General features: G+C 69.9%; 28 protein-coding genes and 1 riboswitch. Of the genes, 20 read left to right on the top strand and 8 right to left on the bottom strand.

Features of this window, described 5'->3' with window-relative positions; translation table 11 throughout:
- Window positions 1-3: 3 nt before the first annotated feature.
- The 4 genes from CKCBHOJB_RS14155 to CKCBHOJB_RS14140 form a co-directional block, all read right to left on the bottom strand.
- Window positions 4-519, bottom strand: a complete 516-nt coding sequence (locus tag CKCBHOJB_RS14155) for an AmiS/UreI family transporter (protein WP_348634872.1) — start codon at window positions 517-519, stop codon at window positions 4-6.
- A gap of 115 nt (window positions 520-634) precedes the next feature.
- On the bottom strand, window positions 635-1147 hold the full coding sequence (locus tag CKCBHOJB_RS14150) for an ureidoglycolate lyase (RefSeq protein ID WP_281049304.1): 513 nt from the start codon (window positions 1145-1147) through the stop codon (window positions 635-637).
- Between the two features lie 8 nt (window positions 1148-1155).
- Complete coding sequence (gene alc / locus CKCBHOJB_RS14145; protein WP_281049303.1) at window positions 1156-2205, bottom strand: allantoicase; 1050 nt, start codon at window positions 2203-2205, stop codon at window positions 1156-1158.
- Window positions 2206-2254: 49 nt separating this feature from the next.
- Window positions 2255-2416, bottom strand: a complete 162-nt coding sequence (locus CKCBHOJB_RS14140) for a hypothetical protein (RefSeq protein WP_281049302.1) — start codon at window positions 2414-2416, stop codon at window positions 2255-2257.
- Window positions 2417-2589: 173 nt separating this feature from the next.
- On the opposite strand from CKCBHOJB_RS14140, the gene CKCBHOJB_RS14135 reads away from it, so the two are divergent.
- From CKCBHOJB_RS14135 to CKCBHOJB_RS14040, 20 genes are all read left to right on the top strand, one after another.
- Window positions 2590-3345: a GntR family transcriptional regulator gene (locus CKCBHOJB_RS14135; protein ID WP_281049301.1), complete on the top strand. Its 756-nt coding sequence runs from the start codon at window positions 2590-2592 to the stop codon at window positions 3343-3345.
- Between the two features lie 54 nt (window positions 3346-3399).
- Entirely contained in the window at window positions 3400-4131 is a 732-nt protein-coding gene (locus tag CKCBHOJB_RS14130; protein WP_281049300.1) for an aspartate/glutamate racemase family protein, read from the top strand.
- A 139-nt stretch (window positions 4132-4270) separates the two neighbouring features.
- Window positions 4271-5653, top strand: a complete 1383-nt coding sequence (locus tag CKCBHOJB_RS14125) for an NCS1 family transporter (RefSeq protein ID WP_281049299.1) — start codon at window positions 4271-4273, stop codon at window positions 5651-5653.
- Between the two features lies 1 nt (window position 5654).
- Window positions 5655-6587: an allantoinase PuuE gene (gene puuE / locus CKCBHOJB_RS14120; RefSeq protein WP_281049298.1), complete on the top strand. Its 933-nt coding sequence runs from the start codon at window positions 5655-5657 to the stop codon at window positions 6585-6587.
- A 135-nt stretch (window positions 6588-6722) separates the two neighbouring features.
- A complete protein-coding gene (locus CKCBHOJB_RS14115; protein WP_281049297.1) occupies window positions 6723-7187 on the top strand; it encodes a cytosine permease in 465 nt (154 codons plus the stop codon).
- Window positions 7184-8185 (top strand): cytosine permease, encoded by a 1002-nt coding sequence (locus tag CKCBHOJB_RS14110; protein ID WP_281049296.1) that lies wholly within the window; start codon window positions 7184-7186, stop codon window positions 8183-8185. The genes CKCBHOJB_RS14115 and CKCBHOJB_RS14110 overlap by 4 nt, the downstream gene beginning before the upstream one ends.
- A 214-nt stretch (window positions 8186-8399) precedes the next feature.
- Entirely contained in the window at window positions 8400-9296 is an 897-nt protein-coding gene (locus CKCBHOJB_RS14105; RefSeq protein ID WP_281049295.1) for an EamA family transporter, read from the top strand.
- A 66-nt stretch (window positions 9297-9362) separates the two neighbouring features.
- Window positions 9363-9585: riboswitch (cobalamin riboswitch) on the top strand.
- A 265-nt stretch (window positions 9586-9850) separates the two neighbouring features.
- The gene (locus tag CKCBHOJB_RS14100; protein ID WP_281049294.1) at window positions 9851-10489 is read left to right on the top strand and encodes an energy-coupling factor ABC transporter permease; all 639 of its coding nucleotides are present in this window, start codon (window positions 9851-9853) and stop codon (window positions 10487-10489) included.
- Window positions 10489-11328, top strand: a complete 840-nt coding sequence (gene cobM, locus CKCBHOJB_RS14095) for a precorrin-4 C(11)-methyltransferase (RefSeq protein WP_281049293.1) — start codon at window positions 10489-10491, stop codon at window positions 11326-11328. Before CKCBHOJB_RS14100 ends, cobM begins: the two co-directional genes overlap by 1 nt.
- Complete coding sequence (locus CKCBHOJB_RS14090; protein ID WP_281049292.1) at window positions 11325-12254, top strand: sirohydrochlorin chelatase; 930 nt, start codon at window positions 11325-11327, stop codon at window positions 12252-12254. Before cobM ends, CKCBHOJB_RS14090 begins: the two co-directional genes overlap by 4 nt.
- 13 nt (window positions 12255-12267) lie before the next feature.
- On the top strand, window positions 12268-12948 hold the full coding sequence (locus tag CKCBHOJB_RS14085; RefSeq protein ID WP_281051699.1) for a precorrin-8X methylmutase: 681 nt from the start codon (window positions 12268-12270) through the stop codon (window positions 12946-12948).
- A gap of 9 nt (window positions 12949-12957) precedes the next feature.
- Complete coding sequence (locus CKCBHOJB_RS14080; protein WP_281049291.1) at window positions 12958-14124, top strand: cobalt-precorrin-5B (C(1))-methyltransferase; 1167 nt, start codon at window positions 12958-12960, stop codon at window positions 14122-14124.
- Window positions 14117-15511, top strand: a complete 1395-nt coding sequence (cbiE, locus tag CKCBHOJB_RS14075; protein ID WP_281049290.1) for a precorrin-6y C5,15-methyltransferase (decarboxylating) subunit CbiE — start codon at window positions 14117-14119, stop codon at window positions 15509-15511. The genes CKCBHOJB_RS14080 and cbiE overlap by 8 nt, the downstream gene beginning before the upstream one ends.
- Window positions 15508-16377 carry a precorrin-2 C(20)-methyltransferase gene (cobI, locus tag CKCBHOJB_RS14070; protein WP_281049289.1) on the top strand — a complete coding sequence of 290 codons (870 nt, stop codon included), beginning with the start codon at window positions 15508-15510 and terminating at the stop codon, window positions 16375-16377. The genes cbiE and cobI overlap by 4 nt, the downstream gene beginning before the upstream one ends.
- Window positions 16378-16388: 11 nt before the next feature.
- A complete protein-coding gene (locus CKCBHOJB_RS14065) occupies window positions 16389-17177 on the top strand; it encodes a cobalamin biosynthesis central domain-containing protein (protein ID WP_281049288.1) in 789 nt (262 codons plus the stop codon).
- Entirely contained in the window at window positions 17174-17635 is a 462-nt protein-coding gene (locus CKCBHOJB_RS14060; protein WP_281049287.1) for a cobalamin biosynthesis protein, read from the top strand. Before CKCBHOJB_RS14065 ends, CKCBHOJB_RS14060 begins: the two co-directional genes overlap by 4 nt.
- Window positions 17636-17719: 84 nt before the next feature.
- A complete protein-coding gene (cobJ, locus tag CKCBHOJB_RS14055; protein WP_281049286.1) occupies window positions 17720-18700 on the top strand; it encodes a precorrin-3B C(17)-methyltransferase in 981 nt (326 codons plus the stop codon).
- A gap of 86 nt (window positions 18701-18786) precedes the next feature.
- A complete protein-coding gene (gene leuE / locus CKCBHOJB_RS14050; protein WP_281049285.1) occupies window positions 18787-19458 on the top strand; it encodes a leucine efflux protein LeuE in 672 nt (223 codons plus the stop codon).
- 66 nt (window positions 19459-19524) lie between these two features.
- Complete coding sequence (locus CKCBHOJB_RS14045; protein ID WP_281049284.1) at window positions 19525-20472, top strand: ABC transporter ATP-binding protein; 948 nt, start codon at window positions 19525-19527, stop codon at window positions 20470-20472.
- Complete coding sequence (locus CKCBHOJB_RS14040; RefSeq protein WP_281049283.1) at window positions 20469-21230, top strand: ABC transporter permease; 762 nt, start codon at window positions 20469-20471, stop codon at window positions 21228-21230. The genes CKCBHOJB_RS14045 and CKCBHOJB_RS14040 overlap by 4 nt, the downstream gene beginning before the upstream one ends.
- A 60-nt stretch (window positions 21231-21290) precedes the next feature.
- Here the strand turns inward: CKCBHOJB_RS14040 and CKCBHOJB_RS14035 are convergent, their stop codons facing one another.
- The 4 genes from CKCBHOJB_RS14035 to guaD all read right to left on the bottom strand — a co-directional run bounded on the left by CKCBHOJB_RS14035 (window position 21291) and on the right by guaD (window position 25487).
- A complete protein-coding gene (locus CKCBHOJB_RS14035) occupies window positions 21291-21584 on the bottom strand; it encodes a hypothetical protein (protein WP_281049282.1) in 294 nt (97 codons plus the stop codon).
- A 214-nt stretch (window positions 21585-21798) separates the two neighbouring features.
- Window positions 21799-23109 (bottom strand): Glu/Leu/Phe/Val dehydrogenase, encoded by a 1311-nt coding sequence (locus tag CKCBHOJB_RS14030; protein WP_281049281.1) that lies wholly within the window; start codon window positions 23107-23109, stop codon window positions 21799-21801.
- A 107-nt stretch (window positions 23110-23216) separates the two neighbouring features.
- Window positions 23217-24125: a LysR substrate-binding domain-containing protein gene (locus tag CKCBHOJB_RS14025; protein WP_281049280.1), complete on the bottom strand. Its 909-nt coding sequence runs from the start codon at window positions 24123-24125 to the stop codon at window positions 23217-23219.
- A 33-nt stretch (window positions 24126-24158) separates the two neighbouring features.
- Window positions 24159-25487 carry a guanine deaminase gene (guaD, locus tag CKCBHOJB_RS14020; RefSeq protein WP_281049279.1) on the bottom strand — a complete coding sequence of 443 codons (1329 nt, stop codon included), beginning with the start codon at window positions 25485-25487 and terminating at the stop codon, window positions 24159-24161.
- Window positions 25488-25490 lie beyond the last annotated feature (3 nt).

Here is a 25490-nt window from a genome sequence, read left to right as displayed (position 1 = left end):
CGCTTAGTGCAGGGCGCCGGTCAGTAGCAGGTAGCCCGGCAGCCAGGCGGTGAGCACGCCCTGACCGATCGCAAACACCGCGGTCTGGCGGAGGATGGGCTTGTTCAGTGCGAGCAGCAGGAAGAACATCAGCCATAGCAGCGCCCACGCGCCCCACGACAGCCCGAGCCACCAGTCCCAGGTGCTCGAGGCGGTGCCCAGCGTGTCGATGGTCACCGGCACCGCGGTGATCGCGACGAACAGGCTGAACCAGCCCAGGCCGCGGCCGTCCGCGCCGGTCAGGCGGTTGAAGGCGACCCACAGGTAGGTCAGCGAGAACAGCAGCGACAGCGCCGCATTCTTGATCGACACCGCGTCCGCCCCTTCGCCGAAGGCGAGCTTCAGCGACACCAGCAGGGTAAGCCCGCCGGTGAACAGGTTGATCACCGTGATCTCGCGCTCGCTGATCCGGCCGAGCATCCACAGGCCATTCAGGATCAACACCGCACCGACATAGAGCAGGGACAGGCCGAACAGCATCATGCACTCCTATGGTGCGTATTGGGGCTCGAGGATTCTATACGGGCTGGGCGGGGCCGGGGCCGGACGAAGCTGATGGCGCCCATCGGCCGGCCCGTATCTGGCGCATCCGCGCTCAGTTCGGCTCGGCGATGAGGCCCGCCGTTTCGAGCTGGACCTCGTCGCAGTTGTGGCCGGGCCCGCTGCGATCGACGACGAGGAAGTCGGAGACCCCCTCGAGGGCGAGCAGGGGGTGGTGCCAGACGCCGGTGGCGTAGTTGACGCCCTGGTCGGCGCGGGCGAGGAAGACCCGGAGGTCCTCGACCCTGGGTACCGCGCCGGCGGGGGCGACCACGACCAGGTAGGGCCTGCCCGACATCGGGATGAAGGCCTGTGAGGCGAGCGGGTGGCGCTCCATCATGGTGACGGTGAAGGGCAGGGCACGCGGCTGGCCGCGGAAGATGGAGACGATCACCCGCCCGTCGGGGCCGGGCTCGATGTGGGCGAGGTCGTGGTAGCGCTCGGTGTTGCCGGCGTTGATGGTGAAGTGCTGGACCGCATCGCTGGCCTCGATGACCTCGCCGTAGGGGGCGAAGGCCTCGCGGGTGAGCGGTCGGACCGTGAGGGGGAGGGGCGTCGGGGCGGACATGGCGGCGCTTACTTCGCCTCGACCTTGCCCCACAGGCGCAGGCGCGAGACGCCGCCGTCGGGGAAGATGTTGAAGCGCACGTGGGTGATCGGGCCGAGCTTGGCCACTTCCGCGGTGAAGGTATGGATGGCGTCCATCTCCAGCTTCTGCTCGGGCAGCAGGGTGTGCCAGAACATCGACTGGGTGGTGATCGAGCGGTCGGTGCCGCCGGTCACATAGGCGGCCTGCACCGAGCAGCGGTCCGGGTAGTTGCCCTTGAAGAAGGCGGTGTCGACTTCGATCTTCTCCACCGTGCCGGGGGCGCCGAGCTCGAGCACGCACCAGTCGTTGCCCGGTTCGCGGCGGCGGCGGGTCTCCCAGCCGTCGCCCATGTTCATGCCGCGCCCGGGCAGCAGCAGGGCGGCAGCGGACGAACCGAAGCTGGCGTCGTTCCACGACACCGCACGGCCGCCGTTCTCCATCGCGATCAGATCGACCAGTTCGCCCGCAGCGGCCTTGGCCGCCAGCGTGCCGACCGGGCGGCCATAGACGCGCAGGCGGGCGATGCCGCCGTCCGGATACATGTTCACGCGCAGGTGGGTCCACGCCGCGTCGCTCGCGCACTCGAGGATGTGGTGGCTGTTGGGACCGCAGGCGGTGGCCGGGAGGATCTCGGTCCAGGTCGCGGCCTTCAGGGCCTCGATGTCGTCGGTCTCCGACACGCAGGCCTCGATCGAGACCGCCGGCGGGTAGTTGCCGGTGAAGTGCGAGGTGTCGACATCGAAGCCGCGGATCACGCCCTTGACGCCGAGCCTGACCAGGGCCCAGTCGTGGCCGGCGACGCGCTTCCTGCGCGACTCCCAGCCGTCCATCCACTTGCCGTTGGTGTCGAACTTGCCGGGGACGAACTGGGCGGGTTCGGGGTTGAGCATGCGCGAAACCTCGGCGAAGAAGTCGTCGGAGGCGGCGAGCGCCTTGGCGCCCAGGCGCGGGTTGGCGAGGTCGACCGAACGCAGCGCCCAGTCGGGCAGCTCGGCAGCGGGGGCGAAGACGGGGGCGCCGGGGGTGTGGCTGGCCATGGGGATGCTCCTCGAGTCGGTGTTGGTGCAAAAAAGTGTATTCGCAGACTTATGAAATCGTATACAAAAACATTTGAATGCTTCGCGGAGGCACCATCCACGACTTCAGTCCGGCCTGATAGCCGGTATCAATGCGCGCCGATGTCGTCGTCACGCCAGTCGAAATGCCCGCGCGCCAAGGCTTCACGGCCGGTGACCAGGCCAGCGTCATGATGTGTCTGGTTCGTCGCGCCACGGCTGGGATTGGCTCGAAGTCTGGAGATGTTGATCAAATTTTCAAATGACAGCAAAAAAGATTTGTTTTGTGTACAAAGTTGGAATTAAATTGTGTTCAACAAGGGTGCCTGCCTGTCACGGGTCGGCACCGGGCATGGAGGAAGGACCATGAGTAGAAAACGTTCGTCGATCGATCTTGGCGCGATGCAGCCGGAAGAAGGCATGTCCGGTTCCGGTCGCGACGAGGCCATCTACCGCAATCTCTATGCGGCGATCGTCGAGAACCACCTCGAGCCCGGCACCAAGCTGCCCGAGGACACGCTGGCCGAGGCCTTCGGCGTCAGCCGCACCAGCATCCGCAAGGTGCTGCAGCGCCTGGCCTACGAGCGCCTCGTCGACATCCGCCTCAACCGCGGTGCGACCGTCGCCCAGCCCACGGTGAAGGAGGCGCGCGACATCTTCGCCGCCCGCCGCATCGTCGAATGCGGCGTGATCCCGCAGGTGATCGCCAAGGCCACGCCGGTCCGGCTCGATGCGCTGCGCGACATCGTGCGCCGCGAGCACGACGCCGAGGGCCGGGGTGACCGCCGCGAGGCCATCTACCTCTCGGGCGAATTCCACGTCGCTCTCGCCCGCATGGCCGACAACGAGGCGATCGCGGACGTCCTCGCCGGCCTGGTTTCGCGCTCCTCGCTGGTGATCGCCACCTACGGCGCACCGATGGCCGGCAGCTGCCGCCATTCCGAACACCACGACGTTTTGGACCTGATCGCCAGTGGCGACGTCGAGGGCGCCAGGGCGTGGATGGAGCGCCACCTGAAGGACGTCGAGCGCAGCGTGGTGCTGGTCGAGGAGGAACCCTCCGCCCTCGACCTGCGCAAGGTGCTCGACGAGGTCGCCCGCCGCCACCGCGGCGAGCGCTGAGATCGAACTGACGATATTCGCGACCGACGCAGTCGCGGCACCGAGGAGAACAGCATGCACATCCGCCTGATCAACCCCAACACCACCGCCTCGATGACCGAGAAGATCGGCGTCGCCGGCGCGCGCGTCGCCGCCGCCGGCACGCGCATCTCGGCGACCAATCCCGACGCCGGCCCGGTATCGATCGAGAGCCACTTCGACGAGGCGATCAGCGCCGTCGGCGTGCTCGAGGAGATCCGCCGCGGCGAGCAGGAGGGCGTCGACGCCTACGTGATCGCCTGCTTCGGCGACCCCGGGCTGCTCGCCGCGCGCGAACTCACCGCGGCGCCGGTCATCGGCATCGCCGAGGCCGCCTTCCATCTCGCGACGCTGATCAGCACGCGCTTCTCGGTGGTGACCACGCTGGGACGCACCTGCATCATCGCCGAGCACCTGCTGCAGAACTACGGCTTCGCCCACCACTGCCGCCAGGTGCGCGCCGCCGAGATTCCGGTGCTCGACCTCGAGGACGACGGCGCCTGCGCCCTCGATCGCATCATCGACGAGTGCCGCCGCGCCAAGGCCGAGGACGGCGTCGGCGCGATCGTGCTCGGCTGCGGCGGCATGGCCGACCTGACCGAGGAGATCCGCGAGGCGGTGGGACTGCCCATCGTCGAAGGCGTGACCGCGGCGGTGAAGCTGGCCGAATCACTGGTCAGCCTGCGCCTGGGCACGAGCAAGCACGGCGACCTCGCCTTCCCGCGGCCGAAGCCTTTCACCGGTCGTTTCGACTACCTCGGTCGCTGATGCGGCGCGCCGCCCTCCAACCCCCCACTCCAATCCCAGCCGCACACGACAGCAGTCCCCCGGGGCCCAGCCCGCCCCTGATTCCCAGAACGAGCGGTCCATGAATCGCCTGTCCAGCACCACCGGAGGAGCACGCAAAATGACAAGCAAGGCACAAACCCTGTCCGCGCCCGGCCTCGAGGCACCCGGCACGGCGACCGCCGATCCGCACTCCAAGGCGATCGGAGAGGAATCCCTGATGCCGCAGCAGACCCGCATCATGGGCAAGTGGTCGTATCTGCTCGCCTGGTTCGGCGGCTGCGTATCGATCGGCACCTTCGCCATGGGCTCGAGCATCGTCGGCACGCTCAACCTGCTGCAGGCCACGGTCGCGATCGCGATCGGCTGCTTCGTGATCGGCGTCGCGCTGACGATCAACGGCGCCGCCGGCTACAAGTACGGCATCCCCTTCGTGGTGCAGGCGCGCAGCGCCTTCGGCTTCTCGGGCACCAAGTTCCCGGGTCTGGTACGCGCGGTCCCGGCCATCGTCTGGTACGGCTTCCAGAGCTGGGTCGGGGCAGGGGCGCTGAACGCGGTGTCGGTGTCGCTATTCGGCTTCGACAGCCTGGTGTTCTGGTTCATCGTCTTCCAGCTGCTGCAGATCGGCCTGTCGGTGCTCGGCTTCCAGGGCATCAAGTGGCTGGAGAACATCGGCAGCGGCTTCATCCTGGTGTCGCTGACCTACATGTTCTTCAGCGTCATCGACAAGTACGGCGACGTCATCAGCGAGCGCCTGGTGAACATCGAGGGCACCTGGGGCATGCCGTTCTGGGGCGCGACCATGCTCTTCCTCGGCATCTACAGCACGATGATGCTCAACGTCAGCGACTACTCCCGCGAGCTCGAGCGCGGCGTGAAGCGCGGGCCGCTGACCACCCTCTACGCCATGTCCATCCTGCCCTGCACGCTGTTCATGGGCCTGATCGGCCTGATGGTGTCGGGCGCCACCGGCGTCGCCGACCCGATCCAGGTGTTCTCGAGCGCGGTGGATAACAAGCCGCTGCTGATCGCCACGCTGCTCTTCATCACCTTCGCCCAGGTCACCACCAACGTGCTCAACAACGTGGTGCCGCCGACCTACGTGCTGATGGACGTGTTCAAGCTGTCCTTCCGCAGCTCGGCCGTCATCGTCGGCCTGCTGGCCTTCGGCACCTTCCCCTGGGAGCTGGTCAAGGACGAATCCGCCGCCGGCCTGCAGATCTTCGTGCAGACCTACTCGGCCTTCCTCGGCCCGATCTTCGCGGTGCTGGTGGTGGACTACTACTTCATCCGCGGCCGCAACCTGAACCTCGGCAAGCTCTACGACGAGAACGGCCCCTACCGTGGGGTGAATTGGGCGGGCATCGTCGCCTCGCTGGTCGGCGCAGCGGTCGCACTGAGCTTCTCCGCGGTGTCCTGGTACGCCAGCCTGATCCCGGCCGGCCTCGCCTACTGGCTGCTGATGAAGAACTGGGGCGCCTGCAAGCGCTTCCTGGAGAACTGACATGCATCCGAACGCCGCCTACCCCCGCGACCTCATCGGCTACGGCAGGAACCCGCCCCACGCCGACTGGCCCGGCCGCGCCCGCGTCGCCGTGCAGTTCGTCCTCAACTACGAGGAGGGCGGCGAGAACTGCGTGCTGCACGGCGATGCCGGCAGCGAGCAGTTCCTCTCGGAACTCTTCAACGCCGCCAGCTACCCCGAGCGCCACCTGTCGATGGAAGGCATCTACGAGTACGGTTCGCGCGTGGGCGTGTGGCGCTTCCTGCGCGAGTTCGAGCGCCGCGGCCTGCCGATGACGATCTTCGGCGTGTCGATGGCGCTCGAGCGCCACCCCGAGCTCACCGCCGCGTTCAAGGAGCTCGGCCACGAGATCGCCTGCCACGGCTGGCGCTGGATCCACTACCAGAACGTGCCCGAGGAGATCGAGCGCGAGCACATGCGGATCGGCATGGAGATCATCGAGCGCCTGACCGGCGAGCGCGCGCTGGGCTGGTACACCGGCCGCGACTCGCCGAACACCCGGCGCCTGGTCGCCGACCATGGCGGCTTCCTGTACGACTCGGACTACTACGGCGACGACCTGCCGTTCTGGACCGAGGTGCAGAAGACGAACGGCGACACCGTGCCGCATCTGGTCGTGCCCTACACCCTCGACACCAACGACATGCGCTTCGCGCTGCCGCAGGGCTTCTCGCACGGCGACGAGTTCTTCGAATACCTGCGTGACGCCTTCGACGTGATGTACGCCGAGGGCGAGGAGCGTCCGGCGATGATGAGCATCGGCATGCACTGCCGCCTGCTCGGCCGCCCGGGCCGCTTCAAGGCGCTGCAGCGCTTCCTCGACCACATCGAGAAGCACGACCGGGTGTGGGTGTGCCGCCGCGTCGACGTCGCCCGCCACTGGATCGAGCATCACCCCTACCAAGCCAGGTAAGCCCGCCGCGGCAGCCGCGAGGCTGTCCGGCCCATGAACGAATCGCCCGTTGCGGAGCGGGCGAGGGGTTTTTGCGTCCGCAGGCATCCTCGACACCGATAACCAGAAGCCGCAGCGGCGGTCATGGAGACAGACATGGAAAGCGAAAAGATCGACCTCAGGATCCAGCACATGGATCCCAGCCTGTACAACTCGGACCTCGCGCCGCTGCCGCCCGCGCAGCGCAAGTGGGGCTGGTTCGAGATCTTCAACGTGTGGTCCAACGACATCCAGAGCCTGTTCGGCTACACGCTGGCGGCCACGCTGTTCATCTCCTACGGCCTCAACGGGTGGACGGTATTCGCCGGCATCATCCTCGCGGGCATCATCGTCAACGTGCTGGTGAACCTCACCGGCAAGCCGGGGGTGAAGTACGGCATCCCCTATCCGGTCATCGCGCGGGCCTCGATGGGGGTGCGCGGCGCCAACTTCCCCGCACTGATCCGCGGCATCGTCGCCATCTTCTGGTACGGGGTGCAGACCTACTTCGCCTCCACCGCGCTCGCGCTGCTGTTCAATGCGCTGCTCGACAACCCCGGGGGGGCACCTTCCTGGGCATGAACGCGGTCGACTGGGTGTCGTACGCGATCGTCTGCGTGTTCCAGCTCGGCCTTTTCCTGCGCGGCTTCGACTGGATCACCAACTTCCTCAACTGGGCGGGCCCGTTGGTGTACCTGGTGATGATCGCGCTGCTTGGGGTGATCTGGTACAAGGCCGGCGGCGGCCTGGTCGCCGAGCTCGGCAACATCTTCGACGGTCGCGGCGAGCATCCGGGCGGCCCGGTCGCGGCCTTCGCGGCGGTGGTCGGCACCATGGTGGCCTACTTCGCCGCGGTGGTGATCAACTACGGCGACTTCTCGCGCTTCGTGAAAAGCGAGTCGCACATGAAGTGGGGCAACTTCCTCGGCCTGCCGGTGAGCCTGGCGTTCTTCTCCTTCCTGGCGCTGTTCATCACCGCCGGCACCGCCGTGCTGTTCGGCGAGATCGTCACCAACCCGGCCGAGATGGCGGCCAAGGTCGACAACCTGGCGCTGACCATCATCGCCGCGCTGACCTTCTTCGCCGCCACCGTCGGCATCAACCTGGTCGCCAACTTCATCCCGGCGGCCTTCGGCCTCGCCAATCTCGCCCCGGCGAAGATCAGCGCGCGCACCGGCGGCATCATCACCGCGGTGATCTCGTTCTTCATCGGCGGCCTGTGGGTGGCGCTGATCAGCCACATCGGCATCGCCGGCTTCGTCGATACCCTGGGTGCAGTGCTCGCTCCGCTGTACGGCATCGTGGTCGCCGACTACTACCTCGTGCGCAAGCAGAAGCTCAACGTGCAGGACCTGTTCTCGGCCGAGCCGGGCTCGACCTACTACTTCGACAAGGGCTGGAACAAGCGCGCCCTGTTCGCCTTCTCGGTGGCCTCGCTGTTCTCGGTGGCCTCGGTGTGGACGCCGGCGCTGGCGGCCTGGGCGGGCTTCTCGTGGATGTTCGGTGCGCTGCTCGGTGCGGTGCTGCACCTGGCGCTGATGAGCCGCAAGGCGCCGGTCATGGCGGTGCAGCCGGTCTGAGTCCGCTTCCGCAGTCGTGCCCTGTGGCGGGCAGGCTCTTGAGGGGCGCCCGCTCCGGTCCCCGATAGCCCTTATCAGCGCGGTCGTATGTCGTCCCCGTCGCGGCGGTGCATAATCCACCCCGCACTGTTACTCGCCGCCGAACTCCCGGGCGGCAGCCCTTCGGCCGCGGCCCCCGTCAGGGGCGCCGCGGCGTTTTCCTTTTGGAGGTCCGATGTCCGCATCCGGCACGCCGCGCCTGGCGCTCGTCGCGCTCGCCGCACTGTCCCTGATCTGGGGTTACAACTGGGTGGTCATGAAGCAGGTGATCCAGTACGTCGATCCCTTCGACTTCTCCGCGATCCGCACCCTGCTCGGTGCAGCCACCCTGTTCCTGGTGCTGCTCGTGCTGCGCCGGCCGCTTTCGCTGGTGGCGGCGCGCCAGGTGATCCTGCTCGGCGTGCTGCAGACCGCCGCGTTCACCGCGCTGATCCAGTGGGCGCTGGTGTCCGGCGGCGCGGGCAAGACCGCGGTGCTGGTCTATACGATGCCGTTCTGGGTCATCCCGATGGCGTGGTGGGTGCTCGGCGAGCGGGTGCGCGGCCTGCAGTGGGCGGCGATCGCGATCGCCGGCTGTGGCCTGGTGCTGGTGCTGCAGCCGTGGGCCATGGGCGGCAGCGCCTTCGGCAACCTGCTCGCGGTGGCCGGCGGCATCACCTGGGCGGCCTCCGCGGTGGTGGCCAAGCGCATGCGTCGCGACCAGGCGTTCGACCTGCTCTCGCTGACGGCCTGGCAGATGCTGTTCGGCGCGATCGCGCTGTGCGTGCTCGCCGCGCTTCACCCCTCGCGGCCGATCGACCCGACGCCGTACTTCTTCGGCGCGCTCGCCTTCAACGCGGTGCTCGCGACCGGGCTGGCGTGGCTGCTGTGGCTGTACGTGCTGCAGAAGCTGTCGACCGGCATGGCCGGCCTGTCGGCGCTGGGCATCCCGCTGATCGGCGCGCTCGCGGGCTGGATCGAACTCGGCGAGCGGCCGAACGCGGTCGAATTCACCGGCATGGTGCTGATCGTCGGCGCGCTGGCGCTGATCAGCCTGTGGTCGCTGGTGCAGTCGCGGCGGGCGGCGGGTTGAGCGGCTCGCCCCGCATGCGCTTGCCGTAACGGCAACTTGCGGACGTTGTCCGCTTTCGATTAGTCTCCGCCTGCATTCGATCCGGGTGCCCCGTCATACAACCGTATGACGGGGTGAAACGGGAAGTCCGGTGACGTCGTTCGCCCCGCGCGAACGGCCAGTCCGGCGCAGCCCCCGCTGCTGTGAGCCTGACGAATCCGCCAACACGCCACTGAGCCTCGCGCTCGGGAAGGTCGGCGGAGGAGGAAGACGGCGAGCCAGAAGACCGGCCCGATCGAGTACGGAACACCGCGCCCCGCAAGGGCCGTGGCGTTCCAGGTTGATGTGAGCCCCGGGGTGTGGGTTCGATCCGACTGGTTATCCGCCGGCCGCCCGCGTGCGCCGGAAGCTCCAGCCGACTCGTCGTGCATTCGTCTCCAGGCACTGCCGTGCCGGGCATGCGTACGCGCTATCGCCGCGTCCGCAGCGCCCTCGGCCGTGCCATGGCAGGACGCAAGGCCGCCCCCCGCCCGCGTGGTTCGCATCGTCGTTCCAAGCACTCGTGGGGAGTCATCATGCACATCGAACCCGGCATCCTTTCCGGCGCCAAGATCGCCGCCGCCAACCTCGCCGCCACCGCGCTTGCCGCCGCGCAGGCGCCGCAACTGTTCAAGAAGCCGCAACTGATCCTGCGCACGCTGCTCGCGGCGCTGTTCCTTTCGGTCTTCATGCAGAGCTTCCACATGCCTGCGGGCGTGTCGGAGCTGCACTTCATCGGCGCCATGCCGATCTATCTCGCGCTCGGCTTCGCGCCCACGCTGCTCGGCTTCGGTCTAGGCCTGCTGCTGCAGGGCGTGGTCTTCGAGCCGACCGACCTGCTGCACCTGGGCGTCAACTTCCTGTCGCTGGCCGTGCCGCTGGTGGCGCTGCACGCCACGCTCGGCCGCAGGCTCGCGGCTGGCGCCGCCACCCGGGTGCAGTCGGTGCTGAAGCTCGACGCCGCCTACTACGCCGGCGTCGCCGCCATGGTCGGCTTCTGGCTGGCGATGGGCGAGGTTGCAACGCCCTTCGGCGAATGGGTGACCTTCGCCGCGGCCTACCTGCCGGTGGTGCTGATCGAGCCGGTGCTGACCGTGGCGGTGGTTCGGCTGCTGCAGTCGCATGCGCATCGCCCGCTCGTGCAGCTCTGCTTCGCCGTGCCGGCGCGCGGTTGATGCCGGCCGTGGCGAACAAGGCCGGAGGCACCGTCTGGTTCGTCGGCGCAGGCCCCGGCGATCCCGACCTGATCACGGTGAAGGGCCGCCGCCTGCTCGAGCAGGCGGGGGCGATCCTGTTCGCGGGCTCGCTGGTCGACCGCGCGGCCACGCAGTTCGCGCCGCCCGGCTGCGAGATCCGCGACTCGAAGGACATGACGCTCGAGGACATGAGCGCCTGGCTGCTGGACGCCTGCGCCCGCCATCGCACCGTGGTGCGCCTGCAGACCGGCGACCCCGGCCTGTATGGCGCGCTGGTCGAGATGACCCGCCCGCTCGATGCGGCGGGCATCGCCTGGCAGGTGGTGCCGGGCGTGTCCTCGGCGATGGCCTCGGCCGCCGCCGCCGGCGAGACCCTGACCCTGCCGGAAGTGACGCAGACCGTGATCCTCACCCGCGTCGCCGGCCGCACGCCGATGCCGCCGGGCGAGGACCTGGCGGCGCTCGCCGCGCACCGCACGACGCTGTGCATCTTCCTGTCGATCACGCTGCTGCACGAGGTGCAGCGCGCGCTGCGCACCGCCGGCTGGCCGGAGGAGGCGCCCATCGTGGTGGTGCAGAAGGCGAGCTGGCCCGGCGCGGAGAAGATCGTTCGCGGCACGCTGGCCGACATCAAGCGCCGCTGCCAGGACGAGAAGATCGCCAGCCAGGCCATGATCATCGCCAGCCCCGCACTCGGCGCCCGCCACTGGCCCGACATCGCCCGCTCGAAGCTGTACGACCCGGGCTTCGGCCACCGCTTCCGCCAGGCCTCCACACCTGCCGCCGACGCCGGCCTGCCCACCGGAGAACACGCATGAACGACACCGCCATCCTCCTCGTCGGCCACGGCTCGCGCAATCGCGAGGGCAACAAGGAGATCCAGCATTTCGCCGCCCAGTGGCGCGATCGCCACCCCGGCTGGCGCATCGAGACCTGCTTCATCGAGCACGCCGAGGTGTTGCTCGACGAGGGCCTCGATCGTGCCGCGCACGGGGCGCGGCGGGTGGTCACGATTCCCTTCATCCTCAACGCCGCCGGCCACGTCAAGATGGAACTGCCGGCCGCCATCGAGCGCGCGCGCCAGCGCCACCCCGGCGTCGCCTTCGCCTGCGCGCGCCACCTCGGCATGGGACGCGAGATCTTCGCCGTGCTCAAGGGCCAGCTCGACCGCCTGCTCAAGCAGCTCGACGTGCCCGATCCGCGGACCACCGGCGTCGTGCTGCTCGGCCGCGGCTCGTCGGACGCGGGCGCCAATGGCGAGCTGGCCAAGATGGCGCGCTGGCTGTTCGAGGACGGCGACCACGAGCTGGTCGACCTCGCCTTCACCGGCGTCACCTGGCCGCGACTCGAAACCGTCGTCCAGCGCCAGGCGCGGCTGGGCATGACGCAGATTTGCGTCGTGCCGGTGTACCTCTTCACCGGGGTGCTGATGGAGCGCATCAAGGCCCAGGTCGAGCGCCTGCAGCGCCAGTACCCGCAGATCGCCTTCGCCCTCGGCACGCACTTCGGTTTCGACAAGGGCATCTTCGATCTGCTCGACGCCAAGGTCGGCGGCCAGGAACTACCCGAAGGCGCGCTGCTGGAGTGCGACGGCTGCAAGTACCGCCTCGCCGCCGAGGCCGAGCATCTGCATGACCACAGCCATACACATGTCCATCACTCGCACGTCCCTCACACGGACCACGACCATGGCCATCACCACGGTTCCGACCATGCCCACGCCCATGAACATGCTCACGCCTGAGGCCGGCGCCGCGATGAACACCAACACCGTCACCGAACAGCTCACCGCAGCCGGTCGCGCGATCGAGCACGACTCCTTCGCCATCATCGACGCCGAGGTCGGCGCCCATGCCTACGGCGCCGGCCAGTGGCCGGTCGTGCGCCGCATGATCCACGCCAACGCCGACTTCGACTTCAACGGCCTCACGGACTTCCACCCGGACGCGGTGGAAGCCGGCCTCGCCGCCCTCCTCGGTGGCGGCACGAACATCGTCGCCGACGTCGAGATGATCTGCGTCGGCCTGTCGGCCTCGCGCCTGGCGCACTTCGGCATGCGCACCCATCAGTTCATTTCCGACGCCGATGTCATCGAACGCGCCCGCGCCGAGGACACCACGCGTGCGGTGCAGGCAATGCGCAAGGCCCACCGGCTCGGCCTGCTCGACGACGCCATCGTCGGCATCGGCAACGCACCCACGGCGCTGATCGAGCTGGTGCGGCTGATCCGCGAGGAAGGCGTGCGCCCGGCGCTGGTCGTCGGCATGCCGGTCGGATTCGTGTCGGCGGCCGAATCCAAGGACCTGATGGCCGGGGTCGACGAAGTGCCGTGGATCGTCATCCGCGGCCGCAAGGGCGGCTCGACCCTGGTGGTGGCGGCGATCCACGCCCTGCTCGGGCTGGCCGAGGCTCGCCAGCTGCAGGCCCTGCAGGGCTGAGGACCGGCCATGGCGGCAGGACACGCATTGCCGGAGAAGGTGCGCAAGGGCGATCCCAAGCGCGACCGTGGCAACCGCACGGGCCTCTCCACCGGCGCCAATTCGGCCGCCGCCGCGGTGGCGGCCACGCTCGGCCTGGTGCGGGGCGCGGTACCGGACGCGGTGGAATGCGTGCTGCCCAACACGATGCGGGTGCGCTTCGAGATCAGTGACGGCCGCGTCGACGGTGATCACGCCCATGCGGTGTCGATCAAGGACGCCGGCGACGACCCGGACGCCACCCATGGCGCCCACCTCACGGCGGACGTACGCCGCATCCCCGGCGGCGGCGGCGAAGTGATCCTCCTGGGCGGCCCCGGCGTGGGTGTGGTGACGAAGCCCGGCCTCGGGCTGGACGTGGGCGGTCCGGCGATCAACCCGGTGCCACGGCGCAACATCGTCGACAACGTGCGCGCGGCGGGCGCCCCCCTCCTCGACGCCGGGGACAGCCTGGCGGTGACGATCTCGGTGCCGGGCGGCGAAGAGATGGCGAAGAAGACGCTCAACGCCCGCCTCGGCATCGTCGGCGGCATCAGCATCCTCGGCACCACCGGCATCGTCCGCCCGTATTCGACCGCCGCCTTCCGCGCCAGCGTGATCCAGGCCATCGATGTCGCCGCCAACCAGGGCCAGACCAGCGTGGTGTTCACCACCGGCGGGCGCACCGAGAAATGCGCGATGCGCGAATTCCCGCAACTGGACGAAGCCTGCTTCGTGCAGATGGGCGACTTCGTCAAGGCCGCCTTCACCACCGCGGTGAAGCAGGGCATGCAGCACATCATCGTCGGCGCCATGGTCGGCAAGCTCACCAAGATCGCCCAGGGTCTGTCGGTCACGCACGCCTGGCGCGAGGAAGTGGACCGCGCGCTGATCGCCGGCGCCGCCGCCGAGGTCGGTGCGCCGCCCGCGCTCGTGGCCGAGATCCGTGCCGCCGAGACCGCCCGCTTTGCCGCCGAACGCCTGGCCGGATTCGGCCTGGCCGTGGCCTTCCACCGCGCGCTGGCCGAGCGCGCCATCCGCAGCCTGCGCCAGCGCTACCCCGGCCCGCACCGGCTCACGGTGCTGGCCTGCAACTTCGAGGGCGTACCGATCGTGACTGTCGATGAGGCCGACCTGATGGAGACCACGCATGCCTGAATCCACCACGCCCGCCTACAGCATCGTCGGCCTGCTCGACGAGGGCTGGGACGGCCTCGGCGCCGTGGCGCGCCAGCGCATCGAAGCCGCTGCCTGCGTCATCGGTGCCGGACGCACGCTGGCGCTGATCGCGCCACACGCGCCGGCCGCCCGCCTGCTGGACATGGACGGCGCGCTGAGCCGCGTGCCGGGCTGGATCGAGGAGGTTGCCGGGCAGGGTGGCCACGCCGTGGTGCTCGCCACCGGCGACCCCTTGTGCCACGGCATCGCCGGCTTCCTGATCGGCAAGCTCGGCGCCGCGCGGATCGAGGTGCTGCCCGCGCCGTCCACGCTGCAGCTCGCCTTCGCCCGCCTGAAGAAGCCGTGGCAGGAGGCCCGCTTCACCTCCTGCCACGGCGCCGATGCCGGCGAATGGCGGGCCGACCCGCTGCAACCCGGGCCGACGCCGGAGCACGGCCTGTACCGATTGGTTCGCGCCGTCGCCGAGCATCCGCTGGTCGCCAGCTTCACCAGCCCGGCCAACAGCCCCGACCGCATCGCCCGCGCCTTGCTGGCGGCCGGCCATGGCGAGCCGGGCGGCGGCGAGGACCTGCGCCTGTCGGTGGTTGCCCGCCTGTGCCTGGACGACGAGGCCGTCTTCGAGGGACTGAGCCTGCACGAGGCCGCCACCCGGCGTTTTCCGGAGCCCAACATCCTCGTGATCGAACGCTCGCACTCCCCCGAGCGACGAGACGGGGCGGCGGCGGGCAGGGAGACGGCAACTGCAGCCGACGTCGCGCTCCGCGCCCTGCCCGCCGATACGCCCCTGTTCGGCCTCGACGATCTCGACTACGTGCAGCGCAGCCCCGAGAAGGGCCTGATCACCAAGCTGGAGGCACGCGCGGTGTCGCTCGCCAAGCTGGCGCTGCGTGCCGACAGCCTGGTATGGGACATCGGCGCCGGTTCTGGCTCGGTCGGCCTGGAGGCGAGCCGGATCGCCCGCCATGGCCATGTGTGGGCGATCGAGAAGAACGCGGGCGATGCCGCCAACGCGCGCGCCAACGCCCGTCGCCTGCGCGCGAGCAACTACAGCCTGCACGAAGGCAAGGCCCCGGCCGGGCTGGACGCCTGGCCCGACCCCGACGCGGTCTTCATCGGCGGCTCGGGCGGCGAACTGGGCGAACTGATCGCCCTCGTGCTGCGCCGGCTCAGACCCGGCGGCCGGCTGGTGATGAACTTCGTCACCCTCGAGAACCTCGCCACCGCCACATCCGCACTGGCGGCAAGCGGCGCTGCCTGGGACGTGACCATGCTGTCGGCCGCGCGCAGCCAGCCCATCCTCGACATGCACCGGCTCGCTGCGCAGAACCCGGTGTGGATCGTCACCGCCCGCAAGGAGACCGCATGAACGCGCCCACACTGACCCCCCATCGTTTCGGCCGCCTGATCGGCGTCTCGCTCGGCCCCGGCGACCCCGACCTCATCACCCGCCGCGGCTGGACCGCACTGCAGTCGGGCGCGCGCTGGGCCTATCCGGTCAAGCGCGCCGCGGAATCCTCCTACGCACTGGACATCGCCCGCCGTGGCGGACTGGCGGTTCCGGACGACGCCGTCGAACTGGTGTTCCCGATGACGCGCGACGCGATCGCGCTCGCCAGGGCCTGGGCACGCGCCGCGGCGCAGACGCTGCAGTTGCTGGCCGAAGGCCGCGACCTCGCCTTCCTGGTGGAAGGCGACGCGTCCACCTACTCCACCTTCCGCCACCTGGCCCGCGCCGTGCGCGAGCTGGCACCCGAGGTCGAGGTCGAGACCATCCCCGGCGTCAGCTCCTTCGCTGCCGCCGCGGCCGTGGCCGACCTCGCACTGGCGGAAGAGGACGAGACGATGGCGGTGATCCCCGCCGCCTACGGCACCGCCGTCATCGACCACCTGCTCGACGAGTTCGACACCCTGGTGCTGATGAAGGTGAAGCCACTGCTCGACGAGGTGCTCGACCTGCTCGAACGCCGCGGCCTGCTCGCCAGCAGCTGCTTCGTCGAGAAGGTGGGAGCGCCCGCACAGCGCGTCGTCCATGACGTGGCCAGCCTGCGCGGCGCGAAGGTCAATTACCTGTCGCTGCTGCTGGTGCAGAACCCCAAGCGCCAGCGCGGCGAACTGCGCCGTGGCTGCCGCAAGCGCGCCGTGCAAGCGGAGCCGCACGCGCCCGCCAGCTCCGGCACGCCCGCCCACGCGGTCGAACAGGCCGTCCGCCCCGCCACCGCGGCCATTTCCTGAGACCCCGCCCGATGTCACCGCAGACCACGCAACACCTGCCCTTTCCCAACACTCGCATCGCCGTGGTGTCGATCACCCGCCACGGCATCGCGCTTGCCGGCCGCGTCATCGCCGCGCTGCCCGGCGCCATGCTGTTCGCACCGCAGAAGTTCGCCACCGAAGCCGCGGCTGCCGCGCCCGGCGCATTCGCCTGCTACGAGGGCAAGGTCGGCGACCAGGTGCCGGCGCTGTTCGCCGGCTTCGACGGCATCGTCGCCATCGTGTCGCTGGGCGCGGTGGTGCGCCTGCTTGCCCCGCACCTGAGGAACAAGGAGACCGATCCCGGCGTGGTGGTGCTCGACGAAGCGGGGCGCTGGGCGATCCCGGTGCTGTCCGGCCACCTCGGCGGTGCCAACGCCATCGCCGGCGCGCTGCAACAGGCAGTGGGCGCCACGCCGGTGCTGACCACCGCCTCGGACGCGCGCGCGACGCTGGCGGTCGACCTGCTCGGCCGCGAGCTGGGCTGGACCTTCGAGGCCAGCCACGACGAGATCGTGCGCGCCAGCGCCGCGGTGGTGAACGACGAGCCGGTGGCGCTGGTGCAGGAGGCCGGCAGCCCCGACTGGTGGACGCGGCATGCCAACGGCCGCAGCGGCCCGCTGCCGGCGAACATCCAGCGCTTCACCCGCCTGGAGGACGTCGAGCCCGAGCGCTTCGGCGCCGTGCTGTGGATCAGCCATCGCCCGCTGCCCGCCGGCTACGCCGAGCGCCTCGCCGGCAAGCGCGTGATCTACCGCCCGGCCGCGCCGGAGGCGGCGTGAGCGCGGCCGGAGGTACCGGCACGGCTCCGCCGAAGCTCGCGCTCGGCCTCGGCTGCGACCGCGGCACGCCGGCGGCGACCATCGCACAGGCCGTCGATGCCGCGCTCGCGAGCATCGGCGCCGGGCGTGCCGCGGTCGCGGCCGCGGCCAGCATCACGCTCAAGGCCGACGAGGCCGGCCTGCTCGAAGTGGCGGCCGCGTCCGGCTGGACGCTGCGGTTCTTCCCGCCCGGCGCGCTGGCGGTCGTCACCGTGCCCAACCCCTCGGAGACGGTGCGCAGACACGTCGGCACGCCGTCGGTGTCGGAGGCGGCGGCGCTGCTCGCCGCCGGTACCGATCTCGCCACCGACCCCGGCGCGCTGCTCGTCGAGAAGCACCGGCTGCGTGGCGCCGATGGCCGCAACGCCACCGTTTCGATCGCGCGGATGCCGTCCGTCGGCAGCTTCCGTGCCGCCTGATCGCACGCCGGAACCCCGGCCTCCGGGCCGGGGTCCCGCTTCACGCCCCTCGCGGCGGATCCTGAAACCGGAGTCTGTCTCACCATGAACGCCCCCCAAGCCCATTTCCCGTTCGCCGCCGGCGGCAAGATCATGCTCGTCGGTCTCGGCCCGGGCAGCCACGCGCACCTCACCGCGCGCGCCCGCGCCGCGATCGCCGAGGCGGATACCGTGATCGGCTACGTCACCTACATCCGCCTGGTCGCCGAGCTGCTCGAAGGCAAGGAGGTCATCAGGAAGTCGATGACCGAGGAGCTCGACCGCGCCATCGAGGCGCTCGAGCGCGCCCGCCGGGGGCGCAAGGTGGCGCTGGTGTCCTCGGGGGATGCCGGCGTCTACGGCATGGCCGGCCCGACCTTCGAGGTGCTGTTCCAGGCCGGGTGGACGCCGGGCTGCGGGGTCGAGGTCGAGATCGTCCCCGGCGCCTCGGCGCTCAACAGCTGCGCCGCGCTGGTCGGCGCGCCGCTGACGCACGATTTCTGCGCGATCTCGCTGTCGGACCTGCTCACGCCCTGGCCGACCATCGCCCGCCGCCTGGACGCGGTCGCCTACGCCGATTTCGTCGTCGCCCTCTACAACCCCAAGAGCGGCCGCCGCACGCGCCAGATCGTCGAGGCCCAGCGCCTGTTCCTGCGCCACCGCCGCCCGGATACGCCGGTCGCCATCGTCAAGTCCGCCTATCGTCCGAAGCAGCGCATCGAGTTCACCACGCTGGAGCGCATGGCCGAGGCCGACATCGGCATGCTGAGCACCGTGCTGATCGGCAACTCCAACACCTTCGTGCGCGACGGCCTGATGGTCACGCCGCGCGGCTACGCCAACAAGTACGAGGTCGCCGAGGGCGAACGCGCCACCCGCGACGGCGAGCAGGCCGGGCGCTCGCTCTCCACCGGCCTCGACGGCTGGCTGCAGGCCATCCGCGCCAGCGGCCTCGACGCCGCGCAGCTCGCGGCCGAGTACCGCCTGCCGCCGGACTACGTCGCCGCGCTGCTGGCCGAGGACGACGATGCCGCCGTCCGGCGGTAGGCGCGGCCGCCGCCGGGCGGCTGGCGAGCGCTGCGGGGGCGTGGCAAAGTAGGTGCTCGCTCGTTTCCGATTCGCCCGGCGCCCCCATGTTCTACGGCATCACCGATCTCACCACCTTCATCCTCGGCACCATCTTCATCGTGCTGCTGCCCGGGCCCAATTCGCTCTACGTGATGGCGGCGGCCTCGCGCTGGGGCGTGCGCGCCGGTTACCGGGGCGCGGCGGGGATATTCGTCGGCGACACCATCCTGATGCTGCTCGCGGTTACCGGCATGGCTTCGGTTCTGCGCGCCACGCCCGAGCTGTTCATGATCATCAAGTACGCCGGCGCGGCGTACCTGGCCTGGGTGGGGCTGAGCCTGCTGCGCGGGGCGCTCGCCACCTGGCGGCGCGGCGACGAGACCGCCGAGCAGGTCGGCGACGGCCGTCCGGACTACCCGCCGGTGCGCAGCATGCCGCACCCCTTTCGCACCGCGCTGGTGATCAGCCTGATGAACCCGAAGGCGATCCTGTTCTTCGTGTCCTTCTTCATCCAGTTCGTCGATCCGGGCTACGAGCACCCGGCGCTGTCCTTCGTGATCCTGGGCGTGATCGTGCAGGTGTGCAGCGTGCTCTACCTGTCGATGCTGATCTTCTCCGGCGCGAGGCTTGCCGCCCAGTTCCGCCGCCACCGCCGCGTCGCCGCCGGCGCGACGGCGGGGGTGGGCGGCGTGTTCATCGGTTTCGGCGCCAAGCTGGCGACGGCGACGCTGGGCTGAGTTGCGGGCGCGCCCCGCACGGGCGCGGCGGACGATGAGGGCGCCTCGATCTGCTATCTTGCAGCCATGCCGACCATCATCTCCATCTCGGGTCTCTCCAAGACCTATGCCTCCGGCTTCGCCGCGCTCAAGGGCGTCGATCTCGACATCCGCCGCGGCGAGATCTTCGCCCTGCTCGGGCCCAACGGCGCCGGCAAGACCACGCTGATCAGCATCGTCTGCGGGCTGGTGCGCGCCACCGCCGGGCGCGTCACGGTCGACGGCCACGATATCGTGCGCGACTACCGCGCCGCGCGCGCACTGATCGGCCTGGTGCCGCAGGAACTCACCACCGACGCCTTCGAGACGGTGTGGAACACGGTGAGCTTCACCCGAGGCCTGTTCGGCAAGCCGCCCGATCCGGCCTACCTCGAGCGCCTGCTCAAGGACCTGTCGCTGTGGAACAAGAAGGACGCCCGGCTGATGATGCTCTCCGGCGGCATGAAGCGCCGGGTGCTGATCGCCAAGGCGCTGTCGCACGAGCCGCGCATCCTGTTCCTCGACGAGCCCACCGCCGGCGTGGACGTCGAGCTGCGCCGCGACATGTGGCAGCTCGTGCGCCGGCTGCGCGAGCAGGGCGTCACCGTGATCCTGACCACGCACTACATCGAGGAGGCGGAGGAGATGGCCGATCGCATCGGCGTGATCGCCAAGGGCGAGCTGATCCTGGTCGAGGACAAGGCCGCGCTGATGCGCAAGCTCGGCGGCAAGCAGCTCACGCTGCAGCTCGCCGCGCCGCTGGGAGCGGTGCCGCCCGCGCTCGCGCGCTACGGCCTGAGCCTGGGCAAGGGCGGGGCCGAACTGATCTACCGCTACGAGGCCGAGACCGAGGACAACGCGATCGCCGACCTGCTGCAGGACCTGGGCGCCGCCGGCATCGCCTTCGCCGACCTGCACACCACCCAGCGCTCGCTGGAGGAAATCTTCGTGAGCCTGGTCAGCGAGCGCGAACCGGCCGGGGAGGGCGCACGATGAACTGGCATGCGGTCCGTTCGATCTACCTGTTCGAGATGGCGCGCACCAAGCGCACCTTGCTGCAGAGCGTGCTCGCGCCGGTGATCACCACCACGCTGTACTTCGTCGTGTTCGGTTCGGCGATCGGCGCACGCATCCCCGAGGTGGAAGGGGTGAGCTACGGCGCCTTCATCGTGCCCGGGCTGATCATGCTCAACCTGCTCACGCAGAGCGTCTCGAACGCGTCCTTCGGCATCTTCTTCCCGAAGTTCTCGCGCACGATCTACGAGATCCTGTCGGCGCCGGTGTCGCACTTCGAGATCGTGCTCTCCTACGTCGGCGCGGCGGCGACCAAGGCGGTGCTGCTGAGCGTGATCATCCTCGCCACCGCCGCCTTCTTCGTGCCGCTGCGCATCGAGCATCCGCTGTGGATGGTGGGCTTCCTGCTGCTGACCGCGGTCAGCTTCAGCCTGCTCGGCTTCATCCTCGGCATCTGGGCGGACAACTTCGAGAAGCTGCAGCTCGTGCCGCTGCTGATCATCACCCCGCTGACCTTCCTCGGCGGCAGCTTCTACTCGATCGACATGCTGCCGGCGGCGTGGCGCACGGTGTCGCTGTTCAACCCGGTGGTGTATCTGGTGAGCGGCTTCCGCTGGAGCTTCTATGGCAGCGCGGACGTGGCGGTGGGGGTGAGCCTGGGGATGACGCTGCTGTTCCTGGCGGTGTTCGCGGGGATCGCGACCTGGATGCTGCGCACGGGATATCGGCTGAAACCGTAGCGGCCCGGTCCGCCCCCCCGCATGCGGGGCAGGCGGCGACCGGGCCGGCGGGGAGATGAATCAGCGACGCTCGGCGCGTTCAGGCTTCTCCGGGCGCTCCGGCCTTTCCGGACGCTCGGGCTTCTCGGGGCGCTCGGGCTTTTCCGGGCGCTCCACCCGCTCCGGACGCTCCACCCGTTCGGCCCGTTCGGCCCGTTCGCCGCGCGCAGGACGCTCGACCTTGGCCATGCGCTCGGCCTTCTCGGCTTTTTCCGCGCGCGTCGCGCGTTCGGCCTTGGCGGCCTTGTCGCTGCGTTCGCTGCGGGCCAGCGCCCGGCTGTCACGATCCGCCAGCCGCTCGTTGCCCGAGCGCATCGAGCTGATCCCGCGATCAAGCGCTTGTGCATACGCATCATGTTCGTCCCCGAGTTGATGTTTTCAGTCCAGACACGTATCGGGAGACGCGCTGCGCCTCCCGAACGAATGCAAGCCTATCAGCCTCGGCGGCCGCTGGAAATGCGCCGCGGATAAGTGGGGGACATGCGTCGGGCGCTGGACGTGCCCCGCACCCCGACTTGCGCCCCCCAGATCACGGATACAGCCCGCGCTCGGCGCGCGCTTCCAGCACCCGGTGGCAGGCGACGATGAAGGCGGCGGTGCGCAGCGACACCCGCTTTTCCTGCGCGATCTTCCAGATCGCCGCGAAGGCGCCGACCATGATGCGCTCGAGGCGGTCGTTGATCTCCTCCTCGGTCCAGAAGAAGCTGGAGAAGTCCTGCACCCACTCGAAATAGGACACGGTGACGCCGCCGGCGTTGGCCAGCACGTCGGGCACGACCAGGATGCCGCGCTCGCGCAGCACGTCGTCGGCCGCGGGTGTGGTCGGGCCGTTGGCGCCTTCGACTACGACCCTGGCGCGCACCCCGGCGGCGCGCTCGACGGTGAGCTGGCCTTCGAGCGCGGCGGGGACGAGGAACTCGCACTCCAGGCGCCAGAAGTCCTCGATGTCGATCGGCGCGGCGCCGGCGAAGCCCTTCAGGCCGCCATGCGCGGCGGCGTGCGCGAGCGCGGCCGGGATGTCGATGCCGGCTTCGTTGACCAGCGTGGCGGTGTGGTCGGCGACCGCGATCACACGCGCGCCGGCCTCGTGGAACAGGCGCGCGCCGATGCCGCCGACGTTGCCGAAGCCCTGCACGACCACGCGTGCGCCTTCGATCGGGATCTGCTGGTGGCGCGCGGCCTCGCGTGCGGTGATGAACACGCCGCGGCCGGTGGCTTCCTGGCGGCCCAGGCTGCCGCCGAGGGCGATCGGCTTGCCGGTAACCACGCCGGTGGCCGTGCCGCCGCGGTTCATCGAGAAGGTGTCCATCATCACCGCCATCGTCATCGCGTTGGTGCCGACGTCGGGCGCGGGGATGTCCTTGTCGGGGCCGATGATGACGCCGATCTCGGAGGTGTAGCGGCGGGTGATGCGCTGCAGCTCGCCCTTGCTCACGCTCGCCGGATCGACGCGGATGCCGCCCTTGGCGCCGCCGAAGGGCAGGCCGACCGCGGCGTTCTTGATCGTCATCCAGCCGGCGAGCGCCATGACCTCGTTGAGCGTGACGTCGGGGTGGAAGCGCACGCCGCCCTTGCCCGGGCCGCGCGACAGGCTGTGCTGCACGCGGTAACCCTCGTAGTGCGCGACGGTGCCGTCGTCGCGCTCGATCGGCACGTCGACGATCAGGGTGCGCTTGGGATGCTTGAGCGTCTCGATCCAGCGCTCGAGCGCGCCCAGGTAGGGGCGCACGCGCTCGATCTGCTCGACGAAGCTCGCCCACGGCTCGGGGGCGGCGGGGTTCAGGTAGGACAGGCCGGCAAGGCGGTCGAAGTTCTTGTTGTCCTGGGGTGCTGCGCTCATCTGTCTGCCTCGTGTGGCGTGGAAGGTGGGCGCATTCTGGGCGCTGCGGGCACGCGGCTGCATGCCGTTGCTTCATCGGGTCATGCGTTTCGCGCATGACCCCTATGTCATCGGGCGCGCTCCGCCTCCAGGTGCGCCCACAGCCGGGCGAGCTCGGGCCGGGTGTTGGCGCGGTCGCGGTACAGCCGCACCTCCATGTCCAGGCTCCATTCCGGCCCGCCCGCGACCACCACCTCGCCGCGCTCGACCTCGCGCGCCACCGCGCTCGCCGGCAGGAAGGCGAGGCCGTGGCCGGCGAGCAGCATCGCCTTGAGGCTCTCGGCCATGTCGGTCTCGTACTGCAGGGCGAGGTGAGCCGGTCGCGGGGCGCGGTCGAGGATGGTGTCGACCATGCGCCGCAGATAGGTGTTGGGACCGTAGCGCAGGAAGGGGATGGGCGCCTCCGCAGTGCCCGGCAGCTGCCAGCTGGCGAGCCTGGCGAGCCGGCGCGGCAGGTAGGGGCGGACGTGCTCGACCGCCAGGTTCAGGCCCTCGAAGCGCGCCGGGTCGAGCCACACCGGGTGGGCGGGGTGGTGGTAGCACAGCAGCAGGTCGCAGCCGCCTTCGCTCAGCATCATCACCACGTCGTGGACATTGCCCGCCACCAGCCGCGTCGGCACCTCGCCGAAGCTCGCCTTCAGCCGCCCCAGCCAGCTCGGGAAGAAGGCGAAGGCCAGGGTGTGCGGCACCGCCACGACGAGCGCGTCGCTGGCGATCGCCTGGTGTCCGCGCACCAGCGCCCGGGCGGCGTGCAGGCGGTTGAGCAGATCGACCGCCGGGCCCTTGAAGGCCTCGCCGGCCCCGGTGAGCCGGGTCGGGAAGGTGCTGCGGTCGACCAGCGCCACCCCCAGCCAGGCCTCGAGCGCACGGATGCGGCGCGAGAACGCCGGCTGCGAGACGTGGCGCTGCTCCGCGGAGCGCGAGAAGCTGCCGCTGTCGGCGAGGCTGAGGAAGTCTTCCAGCCATTTCAGTTCCATCGTCGGGGTTCCCGTGGGTGGTGCGTGAGGGGCTCAAGCGGCCGGGGCGCGCGGCCATGCGGGCCGGCCCAGCACGTGCGTCGCCGCCACCGCGCGGTCGTCGCCCAGCATCATCAGCACGAAGAGGCGCTCGTCCAGCGTCGCGCATGCCGCGCTGCGGCGGGCGAGCAGCGGCGTGGCCCGGGGGTCGAGGACGACGAAGTCGGCCTCCTTGCCGGCGGCGAAGTTGCCGATGCGGTCATCCAGGTACAGGCTGTGCGCGCCGCCCAGGGTGGCGAGGTGGAAGGCGCTTGCCGCCGACAGCGACTGGCCGGCGAGCTGCAAGACCTTGTAGGCCTCGTTCATCGTCTGCAGCATCGAGAAACTGGTGCCGGCGCCGACGTCGGTGCCGAGGCCGACGCGCACCCCGAGTTCGCGCGCACGTCGCAGGTCGAAGAGGCCGGAGCCGAGAAAGAGGTTGGAGGTCGGGCAGAAGCTGATCGCGGTGCCGGTGTCGGCCATGCGGCGGCGGTCGGTGTCGTCGAGCCAGATGCAGTGCGCGTACACCGCACGCATGCCGAGCTGGCCGCAGCGCTCGTAGACGTCGAGATAGCTGCGCGCCTCGGGGTGGAGTTGCGCCACCCAGTCGACCTCGCCGCGGTTCTCGGCCAGGTGCGACTGCAGGAACACGCCCGGGTGCTCGGCGAACAGCCGGCCGGCGAGGCGCATCTGCGCCGGCGTCGAGGTCGGCGCGAAGCGCGGTGTCACCGCGTACAGCAGGCGGTCGCGGCCGTGCCAGCGCTCGATCAGCGCCTTCGATTCGGCGTAGCCGCTCGCGGCGGTGTCGCGCAGGAAATCGGGGCAGTTGCGGTCCATCAGTACCTTGCCGGTGATCAGGCGCATGCGGCGGCGCTGCGCGGCCGTGAACAGCGCATCGACCGAGGCCGGGTGCACGGTGGCGAAGGCGGCCGCGGTGGTGGTGCCGTTCTTCAGCAGCTGGTCGCAGAAGAAGGCGGCGACCTCGGCGGCGTGGGCCGGATCGGCGAAGCGGCGCTCGGCGGGAAAGGTGTACTTCTCCAGCCACTCCAGCAACTGCTCGCCGTGGCTGGCGATGATGTCGGTCTGCGGGTAATGGACGTGGGTATCGACGAAGCCGGGCAGGATCAGCTTGCCGCGGTGGTCGGCCACCGGCGTACCGGCCGGCAGTTTCGCCAGCAGCTCGGCGGCGGGGCCGCATTCGGCGACGTGACCGTCACGCACGATCAGCAGGCCGTCGGCGAAGTGTTCGAGCGCGTGCGCGTCGTGGGCGGGGTCGGCGATGAAATGCACGATCTCGCCGCGCACGGCGCTCAGGCGGATGTCGGTCGTGGCGGTCGGGTTCATCGA

Origin of the sequence: Thauera sp. GDN1 (assembly GCF_029223545.1) — a bacterium.
Taxonomy (GTDB): Bacteria; Pseudomonadota; Gammaproteobacteria; order Burkholderiales; family Rhodocyclaceae; genus Thauera.
This window is presented reverse-complemented; position numbering and strand designations above follow the sequence as displayed.